Consider the following 17,039-nt stretch of genomic DNA (forward strand, 5'->3'; position numbering starts at 1 on the left):
TCTCGGAAAACGACCGACCGACGGTCACATATTGCCGCCTTCCTCGTACGGCTGGACGACGACGAACCCGTTCTCGCCGGTGAACTCCATCTGCATCGACTCGCCGGACTGCTGGCCGATCTCGATCAGCTTGTTCGTCCCGATCGACGGCGAGAGGTTCGAACTCCACGCGACAGTGGCGTCGGGGTCGGTGGTGACCGGCGGCGACATCACCAGCGGATCGCCGTGGGTCGAGATCGCCACGTCGCCGGGGCCGGTGAGGTAGACGTTCGTCAGCCCGCCGGCGGCGGCGCCGGAGAGGCTGCCGATCGTCCCGATCTCGTAGTCGACCTGCTCCTCGAACGCGAGCACGTCGGTGCCGTTGACCGAGATCGACTCGTCGGCGTCGAGCGAGAGGACCTGCACCTTCTTGCCCTGATCCGCGAGGTACAGCGAGCCGCTGCCTTCCGCCTCCATCACGGGCGTTCCCTCGTCGGTGACCGCGTCCTTGACGATACCGGTCAGCCCGCCCTCCGCGGAGGACTTCCCGGTGAACGTCAGATCGCCGGTGTAGGCGACCATCGTACCGACTTTCACCGTGACGAGCCCGTCGACCGGGATCTTCAGCAGTCGGTTGTTCTCCTTCTGAAAGCCGCTCGCGTCGCTGTCAGAGCCGGTCGCTTCGCTGTCAGGGCCGTTGGCATCGATGAACTGCTCCAGTTGCATGGGGACGCCCGAGATTGTGTCGGCATTCGTGAAAAACCCCGGGCGTCCAGAACCACTAACCGCCGGCCACACGACCTCCGGGTATGGAGCAACTGTTCGCCCCCTGGCGGATCGACTGGGTGGAGCGCGATCCCGAGGACGACGAGATCGACGGCTGCCCGTTCTGCGTGCTGCCCGAGCGTGACGCCGACCGCGAGAGCCGAATCGTCGCCCGTAGCGAGCACTCGTTCGTGATCCTCAACAACGCTCCCTACGCCCCGGGCCACGTGATGGTCATCCCCGATCGGCACACCGGGGAGTGGGCCGACCTCCCAGACGCCGAACTGCTCGATCACGCGAAGCTGAAAGTCGCCGCCATCGACGCGCTGGAGGCGGCGTTCGGGCCGGACGGCGTCAACGCTGGCGAGAACCTCGGCGGCGACGCCGCGGGCGGCTCGATCGACGACCATCTCCACACCCACCTGATCCCGCGCTGGAGCGGCGACACGAACTTCATGCCGATCGTCTCGGACACGAAGGTGATCGTCGAGGCGCTGGAAGCGAGCTACGACAAGCTCCACGAGGCGTTCGCGGCGTTACCCGAGGCCGTCGACGATCCCGAAAAAACGGACGCGGTCGAACTGCGGTTCGACTAGAGGAACGGCAGCCCCGGCGACGCGTAGATCGAGGTGACGCCGAGGTACAGCGTGACGAACACGCCGACGAACACGACCGTCCGCAGCCACCAGATCCAGAGGCGGGCGACGCTCGCGTCGGCGCTACTGCCCTGCTTGATCTCGTCGACGGCTTCCGGCCCGTACACCCAGCCGACGAACATCACGCCCAGCAGCACCGAGGCGGGCAACAGGACGCTGTACGCCAGCGTGTCGAACCAGCCCAGCCACGCGGTGTCCCACGCCGCGAGCGTCCCGAGCAGGAACAGCGCGCCGCCGAAGCCGAACGCGGTCGCCTTCCGATCCCACTCGTACTTGTCGACGCAGTAGGAGGTGACGACTTCGAGCAGGCTGATCGCGGAGGACAGCGCCGCGATCAGCACCACGAAGAAGAACAGCGCGCCGACGGCCCGGCCCGCCATCCCGAGGTTCGCGAACGCCTGTGCGACCGAGACGAACAGCGCCCCGGGGCCCCCACCGGCAGCCCCCTCCGGCACTGTCCCGAACTGGACGAACAGCAGCGGGATCACGACCAGCCCCGCCAGCACGCCGATCGCGGTGTTGAGGCCGACGACGAGCCCGCCGTCGGCGGGCAGGCTCTCGTCCTCGTCGATGTAGGAGGCGTAGGTGATCATCGCGCCCATCCCCAGCGACAGCGAGAAGAACGCCTGACTCACCGCGAAGGGGATCACCGAGCCGAGGTTGTTCGCGAGGTAGTCCAGGTCCGGCGAGAGGTAGTAGCCGTAGGCGGGGCCGCTCCCGTCGAGGGTGACCGCGTAGACGGCGAGCCCGATCAGCATCACGACCACCGAGGGAACCATCAGCTTCGTCGCCTTCTCGATCCCGTCCTCGACGCCGAACGCGACGATCCCCGCCGTCAGCGCCATGAACAGGCCGTGGAACGCGATCGCCTCCCAGCCGACGGAGACCGCGCCGAAGTACGCCCCCGCGCCGCCGAAGTAGCCGCCGGTCAGGCTCCCGATCACGTACCGGATCACCCAGCCGCCGACGACGCTGTAGTACGACAGGATCCACAGCCCCGTGAACAGCCCCAGCCCGCCGACGATGGTCCACGCTGGGTGGTCGAGCCGGTCGAACGCCTCGATCGCGTTGAGCTTCGCCCGGCGGCCGATCGCGAACTCGCCGAGGATCGTCGGCAGCCCGATCAGCGCGGCGGCGAGCAGGTACACCAGCACGAACGCCGCGCCGCCGTTCTCCGCGGTCTTGAACGGGAACTGCCAGATGTTCCCCAGCCCGACCGCACTCCCGACCGCCGCGAGGATGAACCCCGCACGCGTCGTCCACGTCTCTCGTTGTGCCATGTGTCCAACCCGCGGGCATCTCGAAGAAGTTTCTGTCGGTATGCACCGGAACAAACATCAAGAGTCGAACAGATGTCCAAGTCGGCGGCGACCGCTCAAGTCAAGTACCGCCGCGCCCCGAATCTGGCCGCATGGAGCGTAAGGGGGCAGTCCGCCGCGTCGGCGTCGTCGTGCTCGTCGCCAACCTCGCACTGGCGCTGCTGAAGACGGGGGTCTGGCTGGAGACCGGGAGCCTCGCGCTCGTCAGCGAGGCGGTCAACAGCGCCTCCGACGCCATCTACAGCGCGGTCGTCGTCGCCGGCCTCTACCTCACCACCCAGCCGCCAGACTTCGAACACCCCCACGGCCACGAGCGGATCGAGCCGTTCGTCGCGCTGTTCGTCGCCGCGGGGGTGCTCGCCGCCGGGATCGGCGTGGCCTACTCCGGGGCTACCTCATTGCTCGCTGGCTCCTACTCGGCCGTCTCACCGCTGCCGGCGGTCGTGCTCGGCGTCGGCGCCGTCGCGAAGTACGGGCTGTATCACTACTGTCTGCGCGCCGGCGAGAGCCACCAGTCGCCCGCGCTGGTCGCGACGGCGAAGGACAACCGCACCGACGTGTTGACCGCGCTCGCGGCGCTTGCCGGCGCGGGCGGTGCCGCGGTCGGCTACCCCGTGCTCGACCCGATCGCCGCGCTGGTGGTCGCCGTCGGCATCCTGCTGACCGGCGTCGACATCGTCCGGGACAACGTCGGCTACCTCGTCGGCGCCGCGCCGCCGGAGGATCTCAGACAGGCGATCGTCGACGCCGCGCTCGCCCACCCCGAGGTGCAGGGCGCCCACGACGTGGTGGCCCACTACGTCGGCCCGGAGGTCGACGTGAGCCTCCACATCGAGGTGGAGGGCGACATGACCGTCCGGGAGGCCCACGATATCGAGACGGAGGTGATCCAGTCGATCCGCGACCTCGCCGAGGTCGACGACGCGTTCGTCCACGTCGACCCCAAGGAGCTGGGCGAGTGGAAGGAGGACGACCGCTGGCGCGACGAACGCGTCGGCTGACCGGGCGAGCGCTTATTCGGCTCCGCGCCCCAGCACCGCCATGGCTGGCTACGAGACCGGGTTTCGCGACCTGACCGAGGAGGTCCGGGACCGCGACCTACCGGTCGAGGGCAACGTGCCGGCGTGGCTCGACGGCTCGCTCTACCGGAACGGCCCCGCACGCTGGACCGTCGGCGACGCCGAAGCGGACCACTGGTTCGACGGGCTCGCCCACCTCACCAAGTTCGCGTTCGACGGCGGCGCGGTGCGGTACACCAACCGTTTCCCGCGGACCGACGCCTACCGCGCCGCCGTCGAGGACGGCAGCTTCGCCGGGCAGTTCTCCTCGACCGACGGCTACCTCTCCCGCGTGAAGTCGATGCTCGCCGGCGATTCGACCGACAACGCCAACGTTCACGTCGCCCGGATCGGCGGCGAACTCGTCGCGCTGACGGAGACGCCGAACTGGCTCCGGATCGACCCCGAGACGCTGGAGCGCCGGGGAACGCTCGACTACGACGACGACCTGACCACCCACCACGTCACCGCCCACCTCCGGCAGGACCCCGACAGCGGCGCCAACTGGGGCTACTTCACCAGGTTCGGCCGCCGGAACGAGTACGTCCTCTTCCGCATCCCCGAGGGTACCACGCGCCGCGAGCGGGTGGGGAGCGTCCGCGTCGAGAAGCCGGCGTACATGCACAGCTTCGCGCTCACGGCCGACCACGCGGTGCTGGTCGAGCCGCCGCTGGTCACCCACCCCACGAAGTTCCTGCTCCCCGGCGCGGGCGGCTTCATCGACAACTACGACTGGGAGCCGTCACGCGGGACACGCTTCCTGCTCTTCGGGCGCGACTCCGGCGAACTGGTCCGGGAGACGACGGTTCCGGCGTTTTTCACGTTCCACACCGCCAACGCGTTCGAACGCGAACGCAACGACGCGGCCGAGCTCGTCGTCGACCTCGTGGCGTACGACGACGACAGCGCGGTGACGGACCTCTCGATGAACGCACTCCGGGGCGGCGGCGCCGGCTTCCCCTCGGGCGAACTCCGCCGCTACCGGCTCCCGCTCGACGGCGAGGAACCGGCCCACGAATCGCTCGCCGACGGGGTGGAGATGCCGCGGTTCTCCCCCGAGCGCCACACCCGCGAGTACGAGCACGTGTTCGCGCAGTCGACGGAGATGGACGGCGGCAACGCGCTCGTCCGTGTGGACGTGGGCGGCGACGGCGGAGGCGAGCGGGGCGTTGCCCGTCGCTGGGAAGAGTCGGGGATCTTCTCGGGCGAACCGATCTTCGTTCCCCATCCCGAAGGAGACGCGGAGGCCGACGGCGTCGTGCTCTCGCTCTGCCTCGATACCGAGGCCGAACGGTCCGTACTGGTGGTGCTCGACGGCGACCTAACCGAACTCGCGCGGGCGCCGCTGCCCCACGCCGTCCCCTTTGGCTTCCACGGGGAGTACTTCCGGGACTGACGGCGGGGCGCCGGTCAGGTCGGCGTCGACGCCCCCTCCACGGTGATCTCCCGCTCGGCGTCGACGTGGCCCTCGACCCGGAGCGTGACCGGGCCGTCCTCACCGGTCGTGTACTCGGTGTCGATCGAGAGCGACGCCGTCACCGTCTCGCCGGCGTCGGCGGACCGCTCGATCAGGTGGGACTCGTCGTCGTCGGCGATCAGTTCCGTCGGCCAGTAGACTGCGGCGAGGAACCGCCCGGCCGTATCGCTGGTGTTGGTGACGGACAGTTCCAGTTCCAGCGGGTCGCCCTGCTGGATCGAGTCCGGCACCGAGAGCGAGTCGAGGTCGAACGACGGCGCCGACGCCGCGAGCGTCTCGCGAGCGTCGTCGGGCAGATCCCACTCGCCCGACTCGCCGCCGCGTTCGAGGACGATCCGCGGGTCGTCGGCGTCGAGCGGCGAGTCGAGCTCGAACGCGACGTAGCGCGGGCCGTCGCCGCCAGTGAGTTCGGGGCTGCCGACGATCCCGCCCTCGTGGCCGGCGACGGCGAAGTTCTGGGCGCCTTCCTCGCCCGGGTCGGCCGCCGCCCACGACTCGCCGCCGGCGTCGAGCGAGAACTGGTCCATCTCCAGTTCGGCGTCGCTCCGGACCGACGCGACGACGAACTGCTTCCTCTCGGGGGCGACGACGCCGCCGGAGCCCATGATCGACTCGTAGGTCACCGCCTTCTCGGCGACGACGTCGAACACGGCGACGGTTGCGCCGCCGACAGTCCGATCGGCCGCCGCCGGCGGCGGCACCTCGGTATCGGACGGGGACCCCTTCGGTTCGGTCGGCGAGTCGGTGTTCCCCGGCGAATCACCGATACAGCCGGCGGTCACGAGCGCCGCGGTGAGGCCGAGGCTCCCCGCGAGGAACTCTCGTCTGTTGGAGGGCATCGCCCGAAAATCGGGGCGGCGACGGTAACAAGCCTTGTGGGGGACGGCACGGCGGAGCGGATCGTGGCGGCCTCAGACCGGTGTCCCGAACGCGTACACCGTCTGGTGGCTGTCGACCTCGACCTCCGCGAAGTCGCCGGGTTCGAGGCCGTGCTCGCTCGCGTTCTGGACGACGATCTGCCGGTAGGCGGAGTCGCGGCACTTCACCGAGTCGCCCGTGCCCTCCTCGACGACCAGCACCTCGCGGGTGGTGCCGACGAGCTCCTCGTACGCCTCGGCGACGACGTCCCGCTTGAGCTCGCTCATCGCCTTCGAGCGGTCCTTCTTCGTCTGCCCGCCGAGCCCCTTCATGTCGGCGGCGTCGGTCCCCGGCCGCTTGGAGAAGCGCGTGACGTTGACCTTCTCCGGCCGCACCTCGCGGAACAGCGCCATCGACTGCTCGTGGTCGGCCTCGGTCTCGGTCGGGAAGCCGACGATGAAGTCCGTCGAGAGCGTCCAGTGGTCGAGCGCCCCGTCGAACGTCTCGACGATGTCGACGAACTTCTCGACGCGGTGCTGGCGTCGCATCTCCGCCAGTACCTCGTCACTGCCGGACTGCACCGGCGCGTGGAGGAAGTCGTACAGCTTCTCGTTCTCGGCGTACACCTCGGCCAGCTCCTCGCGGATCCCGTGGACGCCGCCGGGGTTGGCCATCCCGACCCGGACCCGGAACTCGCCGTCGATGTCGCAGATGCGGTCGAGCAGTTCGGGCAGCTTGCGCTCGCCCTCGTCCCAGCCGTAGACGCCGGTGTCCTGCCCCGTGACGCGCAGCTCCTTCGCGCCGGCGTGGACCAGCGCGCGGGCCTTCTCGACGTTCTCCTCGACGCTGGGGGAGTCGATCCGGCCGGTGGCCTGCTTGGTGATGCAGTACGAGCAGTTGCTCATGCAGCCCCGGGCGATGGGGAGGATGCCGACGACGCCGTCGAGCACGGGTTCGGTACCCGGCCCGGGCGTCGGACACTCGCCGTTGGTGACGGCCTCGGGCACGTCGTCCCAGTGGAGCACCTGCGCGTCGAGGTCGGCCTGCTCGAACTCCTCGCTCTGGGCCAGCGCCATGCAGCCGGTGACGATCAGGTCGGCGGTCTGCTCGTCGAGCTCCTGGGCCCGGCGGAGCATGTTCCGCTCGGTCTTCTCGACGACCGTACAGGAGTTGAGGATCGACACGTCCGCCTCTTTAGGCCCGTCCACCCGGTAGTGGCCGGCGTCGCGCAGCGCGCTCTCGATTGACCGACTCTCACCCCGGTTCGACGTACAGCCGTACGTCTCGATGTGGTAACGGGCCATCCTGTCGGAACTGGGCGAGCGGCGCGCAAAAGCCCGACGGTTCCGTGCCCGTTCGACAGCGAGTCGCGACCGGGGAGCGAAGGGAGTACTTTCTTGCGCGTGGCCGCGGAATTGCGGGAGTGATGCCCTCCAGACGCGCGTTCCTCGCAGCGATCGGTACCGGCGTCGCCGGCGGCCTCGCCGGCTGTCTCGACGGAGGCAGCGGCGACACCCCCTCGCCCGGCAGCGACGAGAGCACCGAGTGGCCCGTCCGGAACTACGACCGCTACGGTAGAGCGTTCGTTCCCGACGCCGCCGTCCCCCGGTCGGAGCCGAACGAGCGCTTCAGCACGCCCCTCGACGGGACCCCACGTGAGCGCCCGGTCGTCGCCGGCGGACGGGTGTTCCAGCCCACCTGGGCCGGGATCGAGGCGCTCGACGCCGAGAGCGGCGAGAAACTGTGGACCTACCCCGAGGAAAACGACGAGGTCGCCAGCTTCTACCCGTCGCCGGCGGTCCACGGCGGGACCGCGTACGTGGGAACCGAGTCCGGCCTCGTCGCCGTCGACGCCGAAAACGGCGAGGAGCAGTGGCGGGTCGAGACCGACGGGCAAGTCACGGCGTCGCCGGTCCCCGGTCCAGAGTGGGAGGCGCTGTACGCCGGCACCGACCGCGGGGAGGTGTTCCGGGTCGGCCCGGGCGGCGACATCGCGTGGCGGGCCTCGGTGTACGGCGAAGTGACCCATCTGGTGTCGACACAGGTGGCCGGCGTCACCGCGGCCACCAGCGGCGGTGAGCTGTTCACCCTCTACGACGGCCGCGGGCTCTGGCGGCAGAAGGTGCCCGGGAAGGTGACCGCCGTCGCCGGGCGGTCCGGCAACGACCTGTTCGTCGCGACGTTCGGCGGCGGCGTCCTCTGTCTCCGGACGGCCGCCCACGCGGGGAGAGTCGCGTGGCACGCCGAGAACGGCCCGGTCGCCGACGGGTCGCTCGTGCTCGCCGACGGCGCGGTGTTCGGCGGTGACCTCTCGGGCGTCGACCGGATCGACGCCGACGACGGGAGCCGCGGCTGGGAGCTCGGCGACGACACCTACTCCGTCGCGGCGGCGGGGGACACGCTGTACACCGGCGCCGACGGCGCGGTCGTCGCACGGCCGCTTTCAGGCGGTTCCGGCGTCGGCGCCGCCCGAGTGAACACGACGCGCTTCCGGTACGGTATCGGCGAGGAGACCTCGGCGATGGGGGTGACGCCGGCCGACGGCGCGCTGTTCGCCGGCGTGAGCGACAGAGGGGACGGCGAGGAGCGGCTGGTCGCGTTGGAGTAAGGAAGGCGGAGAGTCGTCGGCCGCGAGCGAACGAAGTGAGCGAGCGGGCCGAGGAGGCCCCGAACGGGGCCGACGACGGCTTTTGTCGCCAGAAATCTCCGATTTCTGGCTGCTAACCAGAAGCCGGAGGCTTCTGGTGATGGCCGAGCTTTTGCAAGGGCCCTCCGGGGCCCGCAGCAAAAGGTCGAACTACTCGCGCGCGCCCTCGACGATCTCGACGCCCGAGCTCGCGCCGATACGCTCGGCGCCGGCGTCGAACATCGCCATCGCCTCGTCGTAGCTCCCGACGCCGCCGGAGGCTTTGACGGGGAGGTACTCGCTCATCAGTTCCACGTCCGCCACCTCGGCGCCGCCGTCGGCAAAGCCCGTCGAGGTTTTCACCATGTCGGCGCCCGCGGCCTCGGCGGCCTCGCAGGCGGCGTGTTTCTCGTCGTCGCCGAGCAGCGCCGTCTCGATGATCACCTTCACCGGCAGCGGCGTAGCGGCGACGACCTCGGCTAGTTCGTCCGCGACGGCGTCGGTCTCGCCCGCCCGCAGCCGGCCGACGTTGATCACCACGTCGAGCTCGTCGGCGCCGTCGCCGTCGGCGACGACCGCCTCCTCGCGCTTGGCGGCCGGCGCGTTCTGTCCGTGGGGGAAGCCGATCACCGTCGCCAGCGTCACGTCGGGCGCGTACTCCGCGGCCTCGGCCACGTAACACGGCGGGATACAGGCGTTCATGCCGTACTCGGCGGCCTCGTCGAGGACGCGCTTCGTGTCGGGCCACGTCGTCTCGGGGCCGAGCACCGTGTGGTCGATCCGGGGGGCGAGTTCGTCTCGGTCCATGGCCCCTACTGTGTGGGCTGCGGTGAAAAACACCGCCGCTCCGCGGCGACGCGCTCCGTAAGCCTTTCCGCCTCACCGCTCCCCCCGGGAACCATGGTACTCCCCGCCGGCTTCGCGCTGCCGCCGCTGCCGTACCTGCTCGGGCTGCTGCTCGCCGGCGGCGCCGTCGCCGTCGGCCTGCGCCGCCGCGACCCGCCGGTGTCGGGCCGGCTCGTGCTCGCGCTCGTGCCGTGGATGCTCGCGGGCGCGTGGCTCCACGTGCTCGACGTGGTCGGCGCCGTCCCGGACGCGGTCGCTCCCCTGTTCGGAACGCCCGCGGCGTACGTCACGACCGCCGTGCTCGCCGGCGCGGTCTGGCTCGCGATCGAGGCGGACGACGGGAACGAACGCCCCTTCGCCGCCGCCGGCACCGGCCTCGCCCTGATCGCGCTCGTCGTCGGCTTCCGCTGGGGGTTCGACGAGGGGACGGTCGGCGTCGTCTGGCCGGCGATCGCGGCCGTCTTCGGCGTCGCCGTCGGGGTCGGCGTCTGGGTCGGCCTGCGCCGCGTCTCCCCGTCCATCGGCGACGCGGGCGTCGCGGGCGCGCTGGCGATCGTCGCCCACAGCCTCGATGGCATCTCGACCGCGATCGGGATCGACGTGCTCGACGCGACCGAGCGCACGCCGCTCTCGCGGATGGTGATCGAGTTCGGCGCCGCCCTCCCGACCGCCGACCTGTTCGGGAGCGCGTGGCTGTTCGTGCTGGTGAAGCTCGCCCTCGGCGCGGGGGTGACCGCGCTGCTGGCGGAGTCGGTCCGGGAAGCGCCCCGCGAGGGCCGACTGCTGCTCGCGTTCGTCGCCGCCGTCGGGCTCGGCCCCGGCGCGCACAACCTCCTGCTGTTCTCGGTCACGGGCTGATCCGGCGCCCGGCCGGACCGCGGCGCTTTTGCCCTCGCCGCCGGCAACCGCGAGTATGGCCAAACAGCCCCACCTGCTCGTCGGCGACGGCGACGTGAACGAGATCGCGCTCATCCCGGGCGACCCGGGCCGTGTCGACCGCATCGCCGCCCAGTGTGAGAACGTCGAGGAGGTGTCACAGAACCGCGAGTACAAGGTCGTCAACGCCGAGTACGAGGGGACCGAGCTGACGATCTGCTCGACCGGGATCGGCTGTCCCTCCGCCGCCATCGCGATCGAGGAACTGCACAACGTCGGCGTCGAGACCGTCCTCCGAGTCGGAACGACCGGCGCGCTGCAAGAGGACATCGAGATCGGCGACATGGTCGTCGCCACCGGCGCCGCCAAGGAGGAGGGGACGAGCAAGCGATACGAGTCCGCGACCTACCCCGCAACCCCGGACTACGACGTGCTCTCGAACCTCGTCGACGCCTCGGAGGCCAACGACGAGGACGTCCACGTCGGCCCGATCGTCTCCGACGACGCCTTCTACAACGAGAGCGACGAGTTCGTCGAGGACTGGGAGGAAGCGGGGCTGCTCTGTATCGAGATGGAGGCCGCCGCGGTGTTCTCGCTGGCGCGGCGCCGCGGGATGGCCGCGGGCGCGATCTGTACGGTCGACGGCAACCTCGTGAAGGGGACCCAGAAAGGCGAGACCGAAGCGGACGAACTGCCGGAGAAAGCCAAGAACAACGTCGAGCGCGCCATCGGGATCGCGCTCGACGCCGTCGCCGCGCTCTGAATGGGCCTCCGGGAGCGGCTCCGCGCGATCGGTCGGCGCTGTCGGTCCGTCGAGCGCCGCGAAGTCGCCGAGTTCCGGCGCTGGGTGGAGAACACCGACAACCTCGTCCGCCTCTCGGTGCTGGTGTTCGTCCCGCTACTGATCGCGCTGGTGACGCTGCTCTCGAACGCGGTCGCGGCGCTGCCGTATCTCCTCTTCCCGCCGCTGGCCTCCGGGGCGTACACGCTGTTCATCCGCCCCGAGAGCCGCTACGCCTCGCCGCGACGCTTCGTCGGCGGGATCACCGCGGGCGCGGTCTGTGGCTGGATCGCGTTCGTGGCCGCCGAACGGCTGCTCCCGGGCGCCCCGGGCGGGACCGTCCCGCCGATCGCCGCGGCCAGCGCGATCGCGCTCACCGCGATCGTGACGTGGGTCCTCGACGTGGAGGAGCCGTCGGCGTTCTCCTCGGCGCTGCTGGTGTTGGTCGTCGATATGGGTGCCGGGACAGTCGTGCTCCGGCCGCTATCGCTGTTCGTGCTCGAACTCTCCCCGCGCTCGGCGTACGTCGTCAGCGTCCTGCTCTCGACGGCGCTGGTGGCCGGCGCCTTCGTCATCTGGGACAAAACGTTCTACGAGCGCCGGGCGACGTACCTCTACGGCACGACCCACGGCGACGACCACGTGCTCGTCCCGACCCGCGGCGAGAACGACGCCGAGACCGCGACGATGGCGGCCCGGATCGCCGCCGACCACGACGCCGGCAAGGTGGTGCTGCTCGACGTGCTCGACGGGGTCGACGCGGACGTGCTGGCCGCCCACCGCGGCGAGGGCGACCCCGAATCGGTCGACGAGGCCGATGCCGAGCGCGTCCGGGCGGCCGCCGAACGGCTCGACGGGATGGCCGAGCGCCTGCGAAGGGCCTACGGCGTCCCGTGTGAGGTGATCGTCGCCAGCGGCGACCCCGCGGCGACGGTGCTCGACACCGCCGAGCGCGCCAACTGCGACCTCGTGATCACCCCCTACGAGACCGAGGAGGGTGGGCTCTCGCCGTACGTCCGGCGGGTGCTCTCCGGGCCCGTCGACGCGATCGTCCACCGCTCGACCGGGACGACGGACTGGCGGCGGGTGATGGTGCCGATCGCCCGGCCCGGCGACACCGCCCACGCGATGGTCGACTTCGCGAGCCGGCTGGCGGGCGACGACGGCCGGGTCAGCGTCTGTACCTGCATCGATACGAACGGCTCGCGGCGGGGCGCCGAGCACCGTCTCGCGAACGTCGTCGAGGCGTTCGACGGGCCCGTCGAGACCCGGGTCGCGCGGGCGGAGATCACGACGTACATCGAGGAGAACGCCGGCGCGTACGATCTGGTGATGCTCGGCTCCTCCGGCGAGCGCTCGACGGCCTCGCGGCTGATCTCGCCGCCGACGTTCAAGCGGTTGCAGACGATCGACTGCGACGTGGCGGTGGTGGATCGGGGCGACGCTGGGCGATGATTCGTGGTTATCGATAGATCGGACGGTGACGTTCTCGTGAGTCTGGACAACTGAAACGGCGACAGCGACAGTAGCTCGATCTTCGGGAACTGCAACAGCAACCGCGACAGTAACAGCAGCTCGATCGTTGGCAACTTGCGACCGCAGTGCGCCGGGCCTCGTGCCCGGCGCAGCAGCGAGTCCCCACCCCTTTCCCCGCGGCCGGCGACGATCACCGTCATCAGAAATCGGAGATTTCTGATTGGCAGACGAGAGCTTTGCTCTCGTCGACGGCCGCGAGGCGTCCACCGCGACCGCACCGCGGTCGCTGTCGGCGCGAAGCAGGAGCGCCCCTTGTGGGCGCGACCGGCGCGAGGGACGACCGACTGAACGTAGTGAAGGAGGGAGTCGGCTGGGGAGGTCTGTGGGCTGTGCGGGGCGGTGCGGTCACAAGTGGTCGACGAACGAGCTGCTGTTGCTGTCGCGGTCGTCGACCCCGTCAGCTATGACGTTCCAGAAATCAGCCGGAAGCACGCCCACTACCCCGATCCACTTTTTGTTTCGAACATCGACCGCCCCTACGAACCACTACTCCTCGCCCAACAGATCGCTCGCTTCGCGCTCGCTGTCGCCGCGGCCCATCGCCGCCTCGACGAGCAGGTGGCCGCCGATCACGGCCGGACTGATCACGGTGTCCGCGCCGGCACGTTTGAGCTTGCTCACGTTCTCCCGGGCGGTCACGCCGACCGCGATGTGGATCTCGGGGTTGAGCTCCCGGGCGGTGAGAATCGAGAGCGCGTCGTTAGCGTCGTTGTTCGTGGCGGCGATGACGGCCCGCGCCCGGTCGATCCCGGCGTTCTTGAGCGGCTCCTCGTCGCTGGGGTCGGCCGTCAACACGTGCACGTCGTGGTTGGTGAGCCGCCGCGTCACCGTCTCGTCCTCCGTGATGACGACGAACTTCGCCTGGTCTTCCAGTTCTTCGAGGATCGGTTCCGTCAGGTCGCCGTAGCCGAGAACCAGCACGTGGTTCTCGAACGTGTCGAGTTGTTGTTCGGTCATGCGTCCGAGTGCGGCGGAGAGTCGGGCCTCGATCATCGGCGTCAGCACGACACCGAGCGCGACCGCGAAGGAGGCCACCGAGAGCAGGATCGCCGACATGGCGAACAGCCGCGCCTGCTCGGTCTGGGCGTAGATGTCGCCGTACCCCACGGTGCTGCCGGTGACCAGCGTGTAGTAGAACGCGTCGGTGAGGCTGTCGACGCCGTGGAACTCGTCTCTGAACGCGTAGGTGCCGGCCGTGCCGTACGCCTGGGCGGCCACCAGCGAGCCGGTCGCGGCGAGCTGGGTGGTCGTCAGGTCGAGTTCGTTGTCGAACGTCCGACGGTTGAGCGCGACGACGGGCAGCGCGATCAGCGACAGCGCCACCAGCGGGTAGGAGTACTCGCTAGCCTGCAACAGCCCCTGGGCGGCCGTGATCGGCAGCATCACGACCGTCAGGTACCAGCCAAGCCGATAGCGGCTCCGGAGCATGAACGCCCCGGCCAGCGTGAGAAACCCCGTCACTGCGCCCGTAAACCCCACCGTCTGCCGAACTATCGGCGGGATGTACGGCGCCAGCGGGCCGGTGACCGTCGTCGTCGAGATGTTGACGATCCCCGTCCCCACCGACAGCGCGGCGACGGCGAACGTCAACAGGATGGAGGCGCGCACGCCCAGCCAGTCCCGATCCCACTGCATACGTGAGGGGTGACGAAGCGGGCACATAAATGACAGCCGATCCGGCCGCCGCCGGTACGTCTATGTCTCCCCCACCGCTGGCTGTGCGTATGGCGTCGTTTCCGCTCCAGGTCCTGCTCGGGGTGTATCTCGGGCTGGTGACGGGCATCGTCCCCGCGCTGGTCTCCTGGGGGCTGGGGTTCTCGTTCAAGTACTTCACCAACGTCACCATCCCCGGGTTCGGGACCGTCGTCCTCGCGCTCGCGATCGCGGGGGTCAACGGCGGCCTGCTCGCGCTCAACGACAAGGCGATCGCCAGCAGCACCAACGGCGTCGCGGTGCTCGTGGCGATCGTCGTCGTGCTGATGCTGTCGATGTACGCCCACGCGAAGGGCGACCAGATGGGGGCGGCGACGCCCAAACGGCTCACGCTGAAGAAGCTCGCCGGCCGGACGCTCTCGGCCGACGTGGTGGAGTTCGTCGGCAGCCGCGGCCAGGTGAAGCTCAACATCACCGGCGAGGTGGGGGATCTGGAGGGGTATCCGCCGCTGCCCGCCGAACTCCGGACCGAGATCCGCGAGGCGTCGATCGCGCTGCCGGCGGACCTGCCGATCTCCGAGCTCGAACACCGCGCCGAGGACCAGCTCCGGACGGAGTTCGGCCTCGTCGACGCATCCGTCCGGATCGACGAGCGCGGACACGCGACCGTCGCCGCGGCGCCGCCGACCGCCGGGCTCTCGAAGCGCGTCCCCAACGGGAAGCGCGCGGTGTCGCTGACGACGCTGGTGCCGACCGGGCTGGCCGCCGGCGACGAGGTCCGGCTCCGCACCGCCGACAGCGAGTACGACGGGACGGTCGTGAGCGTCCGCCCCGGGAAGGAGACGGGGACGCCCGCAGTCACCGACGGCGGCCAGGACGTTGCCGCGCCGTCGACGCCAGCGGCCAAGACTGCCGCGGGCGGGCGTGACCGCGTGACCGTCGCCGTGACCCGCGAAGCGTCGCGGGCGCTCGTCGAACACGACGTGACCGGGCTGACGGTGCGATCCCGCGGCGAGCGCGAGGAGTTCGAGCTGTTGGCGCTGCTGCGGCGCTCGGGGAAGCGCCTGCGCCGGGTGACGGTCAAGCAGGGCGGCCCCCTCGACGGCCACGGGCTGGGTGAGGTGGGCGTCCACTCGACGTACGGTGTCGTCGTGCTCGCGGGCCGGGGTGACGGCGGCTGGACGGTCGTCCCCGGCAGGGAGTACGTCCCCGAGGCGGGACAGGAACTGTTCGTCGTCGGGACGCCGACGGATCTCGACGCGTTCGCGGAGGTGGCGGCGTGATCCTCCAGATGCTGCTCGGCGACGTGGATCTCCTCCCGGCGCTTGGCGGGCTGTTCGGGCTCTCGGTGCTCGCCTTCTTCGTCTCCGGGGGCGTATCGGTGGCCTACCGCTGGTACTTCCGGGAGCCGATCCCGCGCGGGCTAGCGGCGCTGTTCGGCGTCGCGACCGTCGCGCTCTACCTCAACACGGTGGGGCTGCTGGGGCGGGTGATCGGGACGCCCGGCGGCGACCCGTTCGACGCGGTCGGCATCGGGATCGACCTGCTCACGCTGCTGTCGGCGTTCGTCGCGACGATCCCCGGCCGCCGGCTGGGCGACTCGCTCCGCTCCGGGGTGCTGAGCGCGGCTGGCGCCCGGGAAGTCAACGCTAGCGTCGGGCGCGCGCTCCGCGGCGTCGCCCGCCTCTCGGCGGTCGAACTCCCCGCGAGTGACGAGATCGAGGACATGGCGAGCTACGACCCCGTCCCGGCGGCGGTGAAAGACGAGCTGGGCGGGAAGACGCTGCTGTTTCCCCGCGCGGGCACGGAGACGCTCCGGGAGCGGCTGGTCACGCGGCTGAAGGAGGACTACAACGTCGGCTACGTCGACGCCGAACTCGACGACGACGGGACGGTGACCTACCTCGCGCTCGGCTCGCGGCTGGCGGGGATCGGCCCCACGCTCGGCCCGGGCACCTGTGCGGTCGCCGTCGAGGCCGACCCCGCGAGCGACGCCGGCCCGGGCGACATCGTGCAGGTGTGGACGACGCCCGAGCCCGCTCCCCCGGCAGAGGAGACTGATGCCGAAGCTCTCGGCCCCGAGGCTCCCGAGGCCGCCACGCCGGCGTCGAGCGAAGTGGAGGGGGCCCGTCGCGTGACGACCGCGGAACTGCGCGCGACTGCGGGCGAGACGGTGACGCTCGTCGTCGACGAGGGCGACGCCGCGGCGCTGTCGCCCGACGAGCGCTACCGACTGGTGACGCTGCCCGTGAGCGCACGCGCCGATCAGGAGTTCGCGTCGCTGCTGCGCGCGGCCGACGAGACGCTGGGCATCGTCGACGTTCCGGAGGGGAGCTTGCTCGTGGGGACCACGGTCGGCGACCTCGCGGTCGCCGTCGTCGCGATCCGGGAGTCGTCGGGAGCGCTCGACTCGCTGCCGGGCCGCGAGCGCGCGCTCGAGCCCGGAGATTCGGTGTACGCGATCGGCCGGCCGGACGTGCTTCGGGGGTTGGAGGAGCGGGCGAACAGTACCTAGCGAGATCAGCGGTCGTGCATCGGCCGCGTTCGCCACGCTCGTGGGGGCCTGCCTCTTCAGCTTTCGAACCGGAACAGCAGGAACGTCGATACCG

15 protein-coding genes are annotated in these 17,039 nt (G+C 70.4%); 9 read left to right on the forward strand and 6 right to left on the reverse strand.

Annotation, left to right across the window (positions count from 1 at the left end; genetic code table 11):
• Positions 1–24: 24 nt before the first annotated feature.
• Positions 25–705, reverse strand: coding sequence for an AIM24 family protein (locus tag BN1959_RS12115; RefSeq protein ID WP_053948898.1), 681 nt, complete (start codon positions 703–705; stop codon positions 25–27).
• 83 nt (positions 706–788) lie between these two features.
• Here BN1959_RS12115 and BN1959_RS12120 point away from each other — a divergent pair, with 83 nt between their 5' ends.
• A complete protein-coding gene (locus BN1959_RS12120; RefSeq protein WP_053948899.1) occupies positions 789–1,340 on the forward strand; it encodes an HIT family protein in 552 nt (183 codons plus the stop codon).
• On the opposite strand, the gene BN1959_RS12125 is transcribed toward BN1959_RS12120, so the two are convergent.
• Entirely contained in the window at positions 1,337–2,680 is a 1,344-nt protein-coding gene (locus BN1959_RS12125) for a sodium-dependent transporter (protein WP_053948900.1), read from the reverse strand. The genes BN1959_RS12120 and BN1959_RS12125 overlap by 4 nt on opposite strands.
• 131 nt (positions 2,681–2,811) lie before the next feature.
• Here BN1959_RS12125 and BN1959_RS12130 point away from each other — a divergent pair, with 131 nt between their 5' ends.
• Positions 2,812–3,720, forward strand: a complete 909-nt coding sequence (locus tag BN1959_RS12130) for a cation diffusion facilitator family transporter (RefSeq protein WP_053948901.1) — start codon at positions 2,812–2,814, stop codon at positions 3,718–3,720.
• Between the two features lie 40 nt (positions 3,721–3,760).
• Positions 3,761–5,173, forward strand: a complete 1,413-nt coding sequence (locus BN1959_RS12135; protein WP_053948902.1) for a carotenoid oxygenase family protein — start codon at positions 3,761–3,763, stop codon at positions 5,171–5,173.
• A 14-nt stretch (positions 5,174–5,187) separates the two neighbouring features.
• Here the strand turns inward: BN1959_RS12135 and BN1959_RS12140 are convergent, their stop codons facing one another.
• Together BN1959_RS12140 and BN1959_RS12145 are read right to left on the reverse strand one after the other, a co-directional pair.
• Complete coding sequence (locus BN1959_RS12140) at positions 5,188–6,093, reverse strand: hypothetical protein (protein ID WP_053948903.1); 906 nt, start codon at positions 6,091–6,093, stop codon at positions 5,188–5,190.
• A gap of 72 nt (positions 6,094–6,165) precedes the next feature.
• Positions 6,166–7,416 (reverse strand): tRNA (N(6)-L-threonylcarbamoyladenosine(37)-C(2))-methylthiotransferase, encoded by a 1,251-nt coding sequence (locus BN1959_RS12145; RefSeq protein WP_053948904.1) that lies wholly within the window; start codon positions 7,414–7,416, stop codon positions 6,166–6,168.
• A 122-nt stretch (positions 7,417–7,538) separates the two neighbouring features.
• Here BN1959_RS12145 and BN1959_RS12150 point away from each other — a divergent pair, with 122 nt between their 5' ends.
• Positions 7,539–8,720 (forward strand): outer membrane protein assembly factor BamB family protein, encoded by a 1,182-nt coding sequence (locus tag BN1959_RS12150; RefSeq protein ID WP_053948905.1) that lies wholly within the window; start codon positions 7,539–7,541, stop codon positions 8,718–8,720.
• Between the two features lie 189 nt (positions 8,721–8,909).
• Here BN1959_RS12150 and deoC read toward each other — a convergent pair whose 3' ends face one another.
• The gene (deoC, locus tag BN1959_RS12155; protein ID WP_053948906.1) at positions 8,910–9,545 is read right to left on the reverse strand and encodes a deoxyribose-phosphate aldolase; all 636 of its coding nucleotides are present in this window, start codon (positions 9,543–9,545) and stop codon (positions 8,910–8,912) included.
• Positions 9,546–9,638: 93 nt separating this feature from the next.
• Between deoC and BN1959_RS12160 the strand changes: the two genes are divergently transcribed.
• Genes BN1959_RS12160 through BN1959_RS12170 form a run of 3 tightly spaced genes read left to right on the forward strand, consistent with a single transcriptional unit; the run spans position 9,639 to position 12,696 of the window.
• Positions 9,639–10,442: a DUF63 family protein gene (locus tag BN1959_RS12160; protein ID WP_053948907.1), complete on the forward strand. Its 804-nt coding sequence runs from the start codon at positions 9,639–9,641 to the stop codon at positions 10,440–10,442.
• Between the two features lie 55 nt (positions 10,443–10,497).
• The gene (locus BN1959_RS12165) at positions 10,498–11,223 is read left to right on the forward strand and encodes a nucleoside phosphorylase (protein WP_053948908.1); all 726 of its coding nucleotides are present in this window, start codon (positions 10,498–10,500) and stop codon (positions 11,221–11,223) included.
• Positions 11,224–12,696 (forward strand): universal stress protein, encoded by a 1,473-nt coding sequence (locus BN1959_RS12170; protein WP_053948909.1) that lies wholly within the window; start codon positions 11,224–11,226, stop codon positions 12,694–12,696. It begins immediately after the preceding gene.
• A gap of 567 nt (positions 12,697–13,263) precedes the next feature.
• Here the strand turns inward: BN1959_RS12170 and BN1959_RS12175 are convergent.
• On the reverse strand, positions 13,264–14,412 hold the full coding sequence (locus tag BN1959_RS12175; RefSeq protein WP_053948910.1) for an NAD-binding protein: 1,149 nt from the start codon (positions 14,410–14,412) through the stop codon (positions 13,264–13,266).
• Positions 14,413–14,501: 89 nt separating this feature from the next.
• Here BN1959_RS12175 and BN1959_RS12180 point away from each other — a divergent pair, with 89 nt between their 5' ends.
• The gene (locus BN1959_RS12180; RefSeq protein ID WP_053948911.1) at positions 14,502–15,713 is read left to right on the forward strand and encodes a potassium channel family protein; all 1,212 of its coding nucleotides are present in this window, start codon (positions 14,502–14,504) and stop codon (positions 15,711–15,713) included.
• A complete protein-coding gene (locus BN1959_RS12185; RefSeq protein WP_053948912.1) occupies positions 15,710–16,945 on the forward strand; it encodes a hypothetical protein in 1,236 nt (411 codons plus the stop codon). The genes BN1959_RS12180 and BN1959_RS12185 overlap by 4 nt, the downstream gene beginning before the upstream one ends.
• The last annotated feature ends 94 nt before the right edge of the window (positions 16,946–17,039 follow it).

It is taken from the genome of Halolamina sediminis (genome assembly GCF_001282785.1).
GTDB classification, from domain to species: domain Archaea; phylum Halobacteriota; class Halobacteria; order Halobacteriales; family Haloferacaceae; genus Halolamina; species Halolamina sediminis.